Source organism: Candidatus Omnitrophota bacterium (assembly GCA_030688425.1).
GTDB lineage: Bacteria > Omnitrophota > Gorgyraeia > Zapsychrales > JANLHA01 > JAUYIB01.
In genome coordinates this window covers 122,156-136,245 of record JAUYIB010000010.1, presented here as the reverse complement: position 1 = coordinate 136,245, position 14,090 = coordinate 122,156, and the positions used below count along the sequence as shown (strand labels likewise).

Genomic DNA, 14,090 nt, shown 5'->3' with positions numbered 1-14,090 from the left:
GATCGAATTCCGCGGCGGGCGCTTGAGTTACGTCGCTTTGCATATCAAAGCGGAGGCCATGGCCATGGACCTCACGCATCATTTGGATTTGAGCGGCCTGCCCCATCGGGATGGCTCGCGCAGATACTTCGGCCCGCGGGAATGGATGGCGTATCCGTCCTTGACATTTTATGAGAGGGTAGCCCGTGAGGCCAGGGAGTTCATTCAGGATTACGCCGCGCAGTTACGGGCGCATGGTGCGGCGATGCACAACTGTGAAGGGCATGCTTATGAAATCAAGCGCCGCTGGGACCGTTACGCCCGGGCTCACGGCATTGCCGAGAGGTTTGAAATTACCTGGAAGGTGGTGACGCCGAAGATTTATCACGTCTGGATCGAGACGTCGGAAGGGTTTGTGATCGACGCTTTTCCGCTGGATGAAGATGAGGAAGTGATTGTGATGGGGAAGGATTGGGCGGGGGCCGAGCTGTACCGGGACGGCCGTCCCATTTCCGAGATGCCGCGCTCGGCGGAGAGCATCCGCCAGTGGAACCGGGCGGCGGAGGCTGCAGACCGCGGGATAGAGGGGATTCAAGATAGTCCTTCAGGCTTTTTCGGCAATCTCGCGCCGGCGGAGCTGAAGGCCCGCATGAGGACCCTTCGCGAAGGGCGCATGGAGGCTGAGCTGATCCCGGCATTCGAGCGGACCGGCATCCATGAAGCAGGCCGGCGGATGCACTTCTATCGGGTGGTCACGCAGGGCCGGGCCCCACCGCTGGGCGTGGAGATCTGGATGGACGACGACCGCATCTACCTTTCCGAATCCGCTGAGAAGATCCTCAGGGACCATTTCTCGGACATTGAGCTTCTCATTGTTCTGAGGGCCGTCGCCCGGCATGAGGCCGTCGAAACGATGACCCGGTCACACGACCAGGCCGTCGAGGCCCAGCGCGCGGTCAGCGGCTATCAGCGCGTTCGCGACCGTCTCGAGCTGATCCAGACCCTTGGTTATCTGGGATATCCTTATGAAAAATTTGGGATCTTGATCTATGAGTTTCAACGGTTGTTCGCACTGCTGGGCGTGAGGGGCATCCGTTCGCGCATGAACGCGCTGACCCTCCATCATCCGCAGGTTTTGAAGAAGTTCCTGCAGGAATTGAACCGGCAGGTTCTCAACGCTGGGTATCTGGACGGAGATCATCCGCGCCGACTGGTGCGGTTATTGGTGGAATGCCTGTGTCCAGGGCCGTCGATCTTCCATCTACTCTCCAACGGAGAAACTTTGGCCAAGGCTTGGACCGGGTTGTCAAAGGAAATGGTTTCCTGCACGGCTGTTTCCCAGATGACGTATGTCCTTTTGCGGGTCTTGGGCCTGGAGGTCCTGGCTGTTGAAGGGGATAAACATGTTGCAGTCCTGATCCCGGACCGGGCGGGTCACAAGGCCACGATCGTCGATTTCATCAACCAGAGAATTGAGAGCGTCCATCTGGGCGTTTCATATGAAAAGCGCGGCAGTTATGGGGCGCTCAAGGAGACCGGCAGTACCTGGCTGTGGCTTTTGTTCCCGTATCTCCAGATCATGGACGGCCGTGGACTGACGGCGCTGATTCACAGCAACATCGCGTATGCGTTGCTGGCCCTTCTCGAGGGAGATGCCGCTTGGGACAACACCAGCGAGGCCATTAAGCTGAATCCGAGGAATTCCGCCGTATGGACAGCGCACGGATTTGCTGCTTTTCGGGTGCATCGTGACAGGGACGCCAAAACGGCATTCCAGCACGCCGTTCGGTTGAATCCGTCCAATTATGAAGCCCACAACGGGCTCGGACTTGTTTTCGGAGCGATGGGTGATGTGGCAAAATCTTTCAACGCGCTTGCGCGTTCCAGGGAGATCAGGGCCGCCATTGCCGCAAGGGCTTACAAGACGGCGTTTGAATTGAGAAAAACCGGCCGATGGACCAGAGCCAGGGCGACATTGAGGACCATTTATTGGTTGAGGCCGGAGTGGTTCGACAATCTTTCGGGACAGATGAGAACTCGGGTCTCGGCGCTGGAGACGGAGCTTTGGCAATCCTTATACAACCTCAGCCACGGCTTGCCGTCATCCGAATTGCGTGCCGGGAACGGCCGGAGACGTTTGCCCCGCCTGCCCATCATTGCAACGCGCATTGCCGGAGAACAGGGAACATCCCTGGAAGAGACTGGCCGGGAGGTGGCGGACCTGACTCCGAGAGCAGTTCAGCATCTCTTGAAGTTGTATTTCGGAACCGACTTCCCGTGGTGGATGCTGAACTCCCGGCGGGGACGCAATATTTCCGTCGGCCCCGGGAACCCGTCCGAGGACGGGGTGGAGATCCTGATGGCCAGGCAGGGACTCAAATTTGAAATTTTTGAGCCGGGGATCGAGGCCAATCGTCAATGGCGGGATGTGATCCGCAGGCACCGGTTGGCCAACCGCATTCAACTGCATCCCGTGGCTGGGGGCAACTTCGCAGATGCCGGCATCCGGCCGGACTCCGTCAGCAATATTGTGGCGTTGAGCGTTTTCTCGTATCCGAACATTCCGCACGAGGCCAAACGGAGGATGGCCGTTCAAATCGCCCGCGCCATGCAGTGGGGGGGATACATCGCCCTCGGGTGGTATAACCACTTGCATCAGGATCCGGAAACCTCGGGCGAGCTGTATCCCGGGCGCTTCCGGGAAGAGGAACGGGACAGGAGCGTCCGCTATATCCGGATCATCCGCCGGGAGTTGAAAAAGCGCGGCCTTGTCCTGGAAAAACGCCGGAAGATCGAAGAGTTCCATGAGTTCGTCAATCCGAGCCATGACTGGATCGTTTATCAGGTCTTGCCATTCGCCAAGTCCAAAAAGAAGCAATTTGAGCTCCGTTGTCAGAAGGCCGCGCAGGACGCGCTGGGGATGTTGCGCCAGAGGAAAGCCGACGGCCGGAGGGCGCGCAGCAACCGGACGGCCGTCCGCGTCACGGAAGCCCTTCAGCGGATTGCCGGCGGCAGATACACGGCCAAGGAGATCGAGATCGACACGGGAATTCCTTCAGGGACCCTGTATCGTTACCATTTCCTCCTCAGGATCGGCCAGATGAACCGCCACCGCCGTCCGGCTGACAGGATTGTTATCATTGGCTCCGATGAGGAAGGTTTTGCCTGCGACCATGAAACGATCCGGCGGTTCGTGGCCGGGCATCCGGGGGGCCTTTTAAATTTCAACGACATGGCCCGCGGCGTTCATATGTCCAAATCCAGGGCGCGGCTGCACAAACCCGCGGCCATTGTCTGGGCGGACAACCGCGTGCGGAAACGGGAGGGCCGGCCTGAAATCCTTTACGGAGGCTATCACGCCCGCCGGGCCAGAAGCCGGGAGAAGATCCGCGGCAAGCTGCCTTTGCATCCGGGCGGCCGGACCACGGTGGCGGAGTTGGTCCGCTTTCTGGGGGTGAGCGCCAAGACGTGGAGAGAATATGGGCCGGCGGAACTCGGGGTGGACACCGATCGGCGGCTTACAAAAGGACTGACGGTCATTGAAATTTTGGAACCTGACCAGGTCTTGCCTGCCCGCAACAGGAGGACATATGAGGACGCCGCTCGCCGGATCGAAGCGGCGGTCCGCGGGTTCCGCGGCAAGACCTTAAGCCGGGCCACATTGGCGGTCAAAGCTGGGGTTTCGGAAATCACCCTGACCCGCCATAAGTGGTGGGAGATTGTCGACCGCGTCAAAGCCGAACGCCGCGCCCAGAAGCGCCGGACGATGGACATCCCGCAGCCGTGGAAAAAGCGGGGAGCCGTTCGGGCAGGGGCTCCGAAGTCCGTCGCCCTCACCATCGACCTCGGCATTTGCGTCTTGGGATTGATCGCGCTGACCGTCGGGATGTCCAGCGGGTGGCTGGGGGCACTGCTGGCAACCGCGGCCGCGTTGAATGCGGTCAACGTGATTCTGCTGGTGACGGGGCGGGTCGCCGTCCGGTATGGCTGGTGGGAACTGGCGGAAGTGATCCCGGAACTTGACGGCGCTCTCCCCGGTCCCCAGCTGGCCTCTTTGGGAGTCATTGCGCTGAATCAGCGGGGCCGCATCACTCATTCCGATCCGTCCTGGTTGGTGGGGATTCCCAAGGAATGGCAGTACTGGCTGGTTTATAAAAGGGAAACGCATGTTCTCCAAAGAATCAATATCCCGGAAATCGCCCTGGGCGATATTTTGGTTTACCTGCTTGTCGATCCGTTATACACCTTGATCGGTGTATTGGCGTTGTCGCGGCGTTTGCCGGAGAGCATCGGCCGCGCCTGGGCCAGGTTCCATTCCGGAGTTGACGGCGTCAAGGTTACAACGATTCATGTTATTGATTCCGGTCGTGGCGGCGAGACCGCGGCGCAAGACATCCGGCGGGAGCTGTCCCGGCGCGTTTCCGGTCTTTCGGGACAGGTCCGGATCCGGTTACATGTTTATGGAAAGACGATCGGCGGGCTGGATGACGGCCAGATCGAGGATATTTTCCGTGGCCTTGTCCGGCGGGTGGTCTGGGCCGGCATTACCGAGCGGGACGTTGTCTGTTTGGCCTGCAACACGTTCGCCGCCATGGGGGGAGAGCGCATTGTTCGGGAAATGGCCAAGGCGGCAGGAATCAGTGACGAGAAGATCATCGTTATTACCCCGGTCAGTCTTGTTGTCGAGCGGTTATCCGGAATCTCGGCATCACGAAAGTCCGTTCTTCCCATTCTGCTCATGACCAATGCCAGCGCCCGGTCCCGGACAGCCCATTCCTATTGGTTTCTGCTGCGCGCCGCCGGTTTTTCGCCGCGGGAGCCTGCGTCCTCGGATGTCAATTTCGGTAAGCGGGACGCCTTGATCGTGCCGAGCCAGCGGCTGGTGGACGCCATTCAGAGCCGCTCCCGGCACATGGAGAAAATGCTCCGGCTGCTGGCAAGGCAGTTCCGGGGCATGTCTCTGCGGGCGGGAAAAAGCCTCAATGTGATCTGTTTGAGCTGCACCCACTACCGTTTGATCGAGGACCGGTTGAATCGCATCCTCCGCAAGAACAACATGGGCAATTATGTCATCGTTGACAGCAACAGGGAGGCGGTTGCCGCCACCGTTGAAAGAGTTGAAGGAATTTTGTCGCAGGACGACCGGGAGATCCGCCCCTTGACGTTGACAGGCACCTATCAGGCCGGGCACCGGTTCTTTAAGCATTTCGGGATCACGATGATGCCGGATTGGGGCATCGAGATCGGATTCTCACCGTTCTATGAAATCGCAGGGCCGTTCCGGCCCATCCGCTGGTTCCGGGCCCATGACAACTTCACCAATCGCCAGCGGGTCTGGCGGGCCGTGGGGATCATTTTCATCTGGCTGGCGATGGCCGTGGCTCCGCAGTTCATGCTCGGCTGGTTCCTGTTCGCCGGCCACTGGTTGGCGGCGTATGCCTTGAGCGTCCTCGCCGCCAATGTCCTCGCCCATATGCTCTTCAACCTCATCGCCGTGTTAACGCATTGGTTCCTCCTCCCCTTATATGTCCTTGTCCTCGATGTGCTCGGTCTGCGCGCTATCGGGAACAGACATCCGTATCAGCCGCCGTACCAAGCGCCGGAGTTGCGCTGGCTGATTGACCGTATTTTTGCCATTTTGTCGATCCCGGCGTTGACCGCCGGCGACGGAAATGCTCAGGACGAGGAACTGCGCCGGAAACTCGCGGCCGCCGCGGAGGCCCTGTCCCAACAGCTCCCGCTGGAAAATTACGGATATTTCCGCTATCACCAGCGCGGCGTGAAAGATCCGGCCGGGACGCTGGCCACGACCGGCGATCCGATCGCCGAGGGTTGCGGGGATTGCCAGTTGTTCGCCTATCGGACCGTCAAGGAAATCGAGCGGCAAGGGATTGATTTGAAAGAGGTGAAAGTCTTGATCGTGGATTTGCCGGTCCTTTACGAGAATTCCCAGCGCAAAGGGCTGGGCCACGTTCTTGTAGAGGTCGGGCGGGGATACAAAACGTATATCCTGGGAGTCACGCCCTTCGAGCAGACGATCTTCGGCCGCACCGGATATTTCCTTCGCCGCGATTATGAGAAGGCCATCCCGTTTGTCGTGCGTAAGGAAGATTTGCAGCCGCTGGAATACCCGGCCAAGGATTATCTGGCCAAGGTCGAGCGGGATTATGGAAGGAAGAAAGTCGTCGTTCCTCCGGCAAACGCCGGGCCGGAAGCCGCGGCAAAGACCCTCCGGTTCCTGGACCTCGGGCCGATCGTCCCGCAACTGTATTCAGTAGAGGACAAGGCGTTTGTCGCCATCGGCGTCGAACGCGCCCGCGGCGGCAGTCTGGAGTTGACCTACAGTGTGATGCAGCGGCTCTACGATCCCCGCCAGCGTCTCCTGGCCACGCCGATGGGTGAGAATTTTTTGGTCAAGCTGCGGTTCCCGGCGGACAAACTCGGGGACCTCCAATCCTGGCTCAGGGACCGCGATCCCGCCGCTCTCTCCGGGTTGTGGCTGGGCCAGCCGTTGCCGTTCGTGCAAAGAGATATCCGGAATCACGGCAACGATCATATCCGGGGGCTGGCGATAAAATTTGCCGGAATGCTCGTCCCCATCGTCATGAACACGGCGATGCTGGTCCGGGAAGAGGATGCCGCGCAGATCATGGCGCGGATTGAGCGGGGACATGCCATGGGCAGCGAGAATACGGCCTCTGGTCCTGCCGAAAGGATCATCCCGGCGAGGGAGCGGGATATCGACCGGGTTTACGAATTGTCGAAGAGAGTGCCTATGGCTTCCCCTGTCCCTCGGGAAACCATTGCCCGGATCGTGAGATCGTCATCGGAGATTTATAACGGAACCCCGGAGGTTTATGTTTATGTGAAAGGCGACGACGTCCTTGGCTATATTTACGCCTCGGTCTACCCGGCGCGAAATGTTGTTTATATTGTGCAGATGGCGGTGGATGAGCGGCATGAGAGGCGGGGCATCGGCCGCAATCTTTTGCGGCATGTGGTTGTCGAAACCGGGAAGCGAGGGTATCAAAAATTATTCGCCTGCGCGAATGCCGACGCCGCCCGCCTTCTTGTCCGGGGGGGGTTTCAGCCGGTTGCCGGGGCGCAGCGTCTGCCGTTCATCGGGAGAGATCTGCGGGAGGGCGAAACTATCCTGACCAGGGACGCGTCCGTCGAAGACATCCTGTACGTGGGGATGGAGAGGGTCCTGTTAGCGACCAACATCATCGCGGTTGATCAGGCGCTGGTCCGCGGCGACCTGGCGGCGGTGACGGAGATGGTCCGGACGAATTTCATCTTCAATTGGCTGCGGGTGAGCGGGGTCGAACCATCCGGGCAATTCCGCCGGGCCATCATCGAGGGATTCGAACAGGCGGGATCGGGCGCGGCCATGCGGCGGAACGAAGATGTTCTGGTCGTGGCCTGCGCCGTGGGCAACTCGCAGAGCAGCGAAGGTCCGAAGGGGATGCCGTTTTGGCAGAGGGCTGGCCAAGCCATGCCCATCACTTTCGATCCTCTTAAAGAATTTATTCAGCATTGCCTCGATGTCATGTTCAGGCCGGAGGAATATTCCCAAAGGTATCAGAGCGCTCCGGCGCAGGATCAGCTGCGGCTGCTGGAACAGTCCCTTATGGTCCGGGACGTCCTGCGCCAATCCGGCATCGAGACCGAGTCTCCGGCCCCGCCGGCCGATAGGCCGACGAGGTTTGTCGCCGGAGTGGACGGGGTCAGTGATGCCCAGGCTCAGTCCGCTGCCAGCGGGGCAGCCCAAGCCTCCCCCAGAACGGAAATCCTTGTTGACATCCCCGCCCTGATATCCCGCTTGCGGACCCTGATCCCGGCGCTGCCGGCCCAGAGCGCCTTGAGCGAATCTATGGTCGAGGATTGGTTATCGCTGGCGGTGTCCGGTCGCTCGCTGAGATCCGGTATCGAGGAATTTTTATACAGTTACATGGCTTTTGGCATTGAAGCCGTGGCGGAGAAATTGGAACAGGAGATTGCGACTGCTGTTGCTCAAACCGTCACGCAAGCGCCGGCGGCAGAGCCGGGTCCTCAGCCCGTCCCAACCGCGGAATTGAACCTCAACGCCGGGGACAGGAAAAAAGCGGAGGACTGGAGCCACATGTACAGCCTGGGCCGGCAGTTCCAGGCGCAGGAGGTCATTGACGCGCTGGCCTGGGTCTGGCGGGAATTTGCCGGCATGCTTCCGCCGGACGCGCGGATCATTGATATCGGCACCGGAGAAGGCGTGGCCGCCGGCATCCTTAGAGCGGCTGGCCCCGGCTTTACGGTCCATTCCCTGGATTTGGCGGATATCCCGGCGGCATTGATCCCGGCCGGGGTCACGTTCCACCGCATGCGCGCGGAAGACCTCGGGTCCGACCGCCAACCGGCCGGCATGCTCGCCAATCCGTCGGCGGTCGTGTCCCATTACGGCTGGGAATATACCAACCGCGAACAGACCCTGGCGGCGATCAACCGCGTCCTGCCCGTGGGCGGAAAGGTCAGGTTCCTGGTCCATCACAAAAATTCCGCCATCGTGGTCAGCGCGACCGTCCGCGTGGAGGAAGAGAAAATTATCCGGCAGACGCATCTTCGTGAAGCCACGCTGACGTTTTTACAGACGCCGTCCGCCACAGAAATCCGGGGGGTTCTGCAAAGCATGCGTTCTGTCCGGGAATTCCTCACATCTGCCATCCGCGAGGCCGGATGGTCCACGGACCGCCGGGCGTTTGAGGAGGTCAAACGCCACCTGGATATTTGGGAGAAATTGGAGCGGGGGACCCCGATCGACCGGGCCGCTGAGATCCGTGATCTTATGGGATTTTTCGAGCTCTGCGATGTCCGTTATGAAATATCCCGGGTGTTGTTAGGCCAGGCCGCGGTCTATGGGGATGAGGACCGTCAGGCCTTGATCGATCTGATGGAACGCCACGGGTTCCGCGTGAACCAGTTGCGTCATGCCAAGGACCCGTTGGGCCGGATCCTCGCCGGCTGGCTGTTGGATATGGAGAAGGTGAGAGGCCTTGAGCCCCAGGCCGCACCGGCCGCAAAGGACGCGAAGAAAGATCCTCCGGCCCGCACGGCTCCTCCCTCCGGGCAAACGAAATCCCCCGCATCCGGCGTTCTTCAGGCCCGGCGGCTTGACGCGCCCTGGCAGGAGGCGCGGGAAGAGTTCAACAGGATGCTGGATGATCTCCGCGGGATCTTGCGGGCGGCCTTCGAGCCCCTGGCCGGCACGGCGATCAGCGAAGAGCGTATCCAGGAGCGGCTGGAGCCCAGGGCACAGGAATTGCTCGCGCTGTTCGGCAGGATGAAGGCATTGCGGTCCCGCATGCTGGTCATGGAAGAGCGGGACGGGACCAGTCATTATCTTTGGCTCAACCGCGTGGACTCGCCGGTCAGCGGGCTGGCGCACTTTATTTCCCAGACGTTGGGCGAAGCGCTGGATGAATTGAAGATCGCTCACGACGTCTGGATTCATGAAGACCAGCTCCATGAGTTCATCATTCTGAAAGGGCCCGGGCGCGATATCGCTGTGGACCTGGCCGCCGGGCCGTACCTGGAAGGCAGGGCGCCGTTCGCCGTTTTTGAATTCCGGCAATATGTGTCCGCGCTCGTCCCCGCGCTCGATGCTCATTATTCCGTTGGGGCCAGGGCGGACCGGCAGAACAGGATGGCGGCCTTCGAACGGACGTATCAACAGGAGCGCCGGGCCTATCTTCGCCAGCAGGATGAGATCAAGTCGCAGAGCCTGATGCTGATCGCGCCGGATTCCGCCCTGGCCGCATTGGGCGAGGGATTGCACGTCGCGTTTACAGAATTTTATGTTTCCCAGCAGGACGTCCGCGAAGGATATTGGGAAACCGAACTCCCGTTGACGCAGCAGGAAACACAACGTATTGAGAGGCGGGAGACGTTTCCCATCAGCAACGAGGACGGCCGTCCGCTTCCCGTGCGCCTGGTGATGCACGGCCGCAGGGCGGTGGTGCTGGCCATCTACGGGATCAAGTTCAAATACTTGCCGGACCATATCCGCAAAGAGAGCGAGCCGATGATCCTGGATTCGATCCTCCGCGCGGCCGCCGAAGGAGTTCCGCAGATCGAAGAGGTCCTCCGCCGCAATCCGAGGGCGATGGACAGGGCCCGCGCGCAGATGCGGAACGAGGCCGTGTCGTTGCTATTCCCTGCGTTTCCGGTCACTTCGGGGCAGGAGCTGGAAGTTTTTAAATCGGCCACCGACTGGGTCAACGCCACGCACCGCAAGAATTCGGTGTCCGGCAAATTGTTTTTGGATTTCACGACCGGCATTCCTTCTCTTCCGCCGATCATTGATTGCGAAGGCGTTTGCGCACCGACCACGCCGAGCAGCCTGATGTTTTACGAAGGCATCCGCCCCAAACCCGGCGAGCGGATCCTGATTCTCGGGACCGGTTCCGGGGCCGACGCCCTCATCACGGCGGCGCGGGCGGAAGGGCGGGTCGAGATCGTCGCCGTTGAAAACGATCTGGTGTCCTACGCTTTTGCCAAATATAACGTCGGTCGTTCGCCGTATGCGTCCGTCATCCGGGTCGTGCAAGCGGACTTGTTCGACTTGCCGGACGATCTCCCGGACATGAAATTCGACCGCATCTATTTCAACATGCCGTATCCGGTCACGGGCGCAGTGGAGCCCCACATGAAGGTCTTTATGGACCAGGATATGAAGCTTCTGCACCGGGTCCTGTCGCAGGCAGGCCGGTTCCTGAAACCGGGGGGGACGCTGGAGCTGACCTATAACAAGATGCCGGCCTTTTTTGTTGAAGCCCTGGAGCGTGGCTGGGATGTCGCCGTTGTGGAAGGCGTCCAGACGGGCCGCCGGATCATGGGAGACAAGCATGAAGATGTCATGCGCGTGATTTTAAAGCCCGCCAAAAACCAGGACGACCGGCCGGCGTATCTCGCCCAGTGGAAACATCTTGCCGGGCTGTATGACAAACGCATAAAGAAAACGCGCCGGGGCCCGGAGACGGGTTCCTCGGAACAGTGGACCCCGGCCGACGAGAGCATGGCGCGCGGGATCCTGGATTACAACCGCGGCAAGCCCGGATTGGACGAGCAGCTGTTGTATGAATCCGCCTATGACATTTTGACGCAGTTTGCTCCGTCCCGGAGAATGGACATCCCCAACCGCCGCGTGCACGAATCCTATCGGGAAGAATTCCCGGTGGAGGTCTCCCCGTGGACAGATGCCTTTATGCCCGGTGCCGGCCGGGCCGGCACCGGGAATCCCGCCGCTTTCCCCAATGCGGCGACCGATCCGAAAACATTGAAGGAACGGCTTGACGCGGCCCGCGACGCCTTGTTGCAGAGGTTCCCGCTCGGGAATTATGGAGAAATGCTGATCGGCCGCCGGGCCTGGTCTGATCCGTCCATCCGCGAGATCCGGCTGGAATATTTCGGCGAGAACAATTGCGGGGACTGCGCGGTGACGGGCTATTACGCGATCGATGAATTGGTCCGCCAGGGCGTCCCGTTGTCGGCCATTTCTGTCTCGCCGTGTGAGATCACGCAAATCCATCGCGGCCATGTTTCCAAGAAGGCCCATCAGGTGTTGCGGGTCCATGTGGGCAACGAACGGTATGTCTTCGGGATCTCGGTCTTCGACCATCTGATTTTCGGCGGCGGCGCGGTTTCCGAGGATGAGTTCATGGCCTTGATCGAGTTTGACCCGGCGGATTTCAACCGCAGACAAACAGCCGAGGACTTTAAGAGGAATTTCCCGCGGACATTCCCGCACAAGCTGGCGTCGTTCGGCATGCCTTTGCAGGAATTCTGGACCGAACACGGGGTTTTCATCTCAAGCCAGGCCGTTGATATGAGGAATCAGGGGGCGGTGCTCCTGGTTTATCAGGTCGGCATTTTGCGGCTGAACCGCGAAAGGAGGGCGCTGGAGTCCGGAGACTTTTATGAAGTGAAATTTGCTGTCAGTCCCACGAAATGGGCGGAACTGCAGGCCTTTGTCAGAAGACATGATCCCAAGACGATCGTCGGCATTTTGATGGACCCGGCGAACCGCGGGTTTTTCATCGACATGGGGCAATCGCAAACCGGTCCCAATCCTCACTTGCCGGAAGCCGTACGGACACGGGGGGAAACGCTGGCGTATGTGATTGCGAACCTTTCGCTGGAAAGCCCTTCCGGCGGGCGGATGGTCGAGGAGGCCATGGCTGCTCTCAATGCCTTGAACCCCCAGGCCCGGACCGTTCAGCCGGCGACGGGAGATTTCGGAAGATGGTCGTTGAACTGCTTTATCCGGTCTTTGGTGCGGTTGGGGGCCGCGGATGCGGAGATCCATGACGTGATCCGCGCCATCGAGCAGGAAGGCGCGGTCCGGGACGGGGTTGACGGTTTTGACGGCCCGCTGATCCGGGGCGATGTCGCCTGGCGATGGCTGGAGCGGCTGGCCAAGGCGCACGGCGCGAACGTCCGCGATTGGGCCGAGCGGATCTATGTTGTCCCGCAGCGTGCGCCGAAAGGCGATACGGAATTTTATTATCATCTGACCGACGAACAAACGGACATGACCCTCTGGGACGTGCACGCCAAGGGCTTTAAGCACAAGCAGAAGTCCTGGTGGGGAGGGGAACGGACAACAGAACAGAGGAGAGAACGGCAGATGGTTTCGCTCTCCCAGGGGGCCGCCCGCCATGCCCGCCGGAGCTCCATCGGCGAATATGTTTTATCTTATCGTCTCTTCCTCTCGCTGTTACGGACAGCGGGCATTCTTCCGTTTCCCCGGGAAGGGATTGTGATCGCCCCGTTGAACGGCCTGAATCTCCTGCTCTTTGAGTGCACGAAGGGGATCGCGTTGACTCAGGAAGGATCGGGTGTGGTCCATTTTGCTTTGGTGGACGGGCACTTAGGGCATTACGGGTTGTCGTTAAAGGAAAAGTCCGTCTTTGGGAATTTGTTGGCGGCTCCCCGTGTCGCGTTTGAAGACATCGGGGCCATCAGCGAGGCTTTGGCCGGCTTGCCTGACGGCGGACGAACAGTCATCTGGCTTCAGCACGTCGAGGCCTATTTCCTCGCTTACAAGAAAACCCAGTTAAGGGCGGAGGGTTTGGATGAGGACAAGATCGCGCAGGAAGCCGATGGTCAATACCGAAGCGCGCTGAAGGCGTTTCTTCTGCAATTGACCCGCCGGAATCCCGAAATCGTTATTTTTGACCATCGTGCGATTTCTGCGACCGAAGAGGTACTGGTCGAGCTGGGTTTTGCCGACGTGACGCGCCAGGTGCTTCCCGACAATGTGCTGGCCAACCTCGCTTCCTTGAATTCGGAAAGTCTCCAGTTGAACATTCAGGGGACATTCCTGGAACTGGGCGGACGGGTGCGGATTTTCAGGCGCTCTGCGATTCAACAGCAATACGAGATCGTCATGGACACCATGACCGGGCGTCCGATCGCACGGCCTAGGAAGAACGGCCCGTCCTCGCTGAATGGCGAACAGACAGAACTGCGTTCCTACATTCCGCGTTTGAGCGATGAACCGTTGAAGAGCCGTGAAATCATACATCTGAACGTCCATGCTCCGCAGATTGGGATCTCAGAGCTGACGAAATCCCGGCTGGAACGGGCCGGTTTGAAGGTCGTTGAATGGGATATTTCCGGGACAAAATCCAAGGATGAGGTCGCCGAGAAAGTTGAGGGGCTCATACGTGCTTATCCCGGGGAGACGCTCACGGTTGTCATCACCGGCAAGTTTTGGGACCTGTGTATCAATGAGGCGATTCTGACCATCGCGTCTTCAGGCCGCGGGGCGGAAATCCTTCTGCCGGCTGATAACATCGAAGGCTTTGTGCCAAGCTCATTATACATGTCGGCGCGGAATCCTCTGGAGGAAGACACGAGGACGGGATCCGGGCCCGAACGGCAGCCGTTGTCGAGAATTTTGTCCTTCCGCCGAGCTTTGAAGTATCCTCTGGAACGCGATCTTTCCGACGCCTTTCTCGGCAGCGGTCGTCCGTATCGTTTGTTCATTCATGATTTTCAGTTCAAGGATCGCGAGGGACGGGCGTTGACCGAAACGCAGGCCATCCTGACAGCCCGGGTTTACAGCGGGGAACGGG

At 59.8% G+C, this 14,090-nt stretch carries 1 protein-coding gene (cut by both window edges); it reads left to right on the top strand.

The whole window is internal to a pyridoxal-phosphate dependent enzyme gene (locus Q8Q08_00915; protein ID MDP2652572.1) on the top strand: the coding sequence, 114,990 nt in all, runs 79,955 nt past the left edge and 20,945 nt past the right edge, and what appears here is coding positions 79,956-94,045 — codons 26,652 (partial) to 31,349 (partial); the first complete codon in view begins at position 2. Both codon boundaries (start and stop) fall beyond the window edges.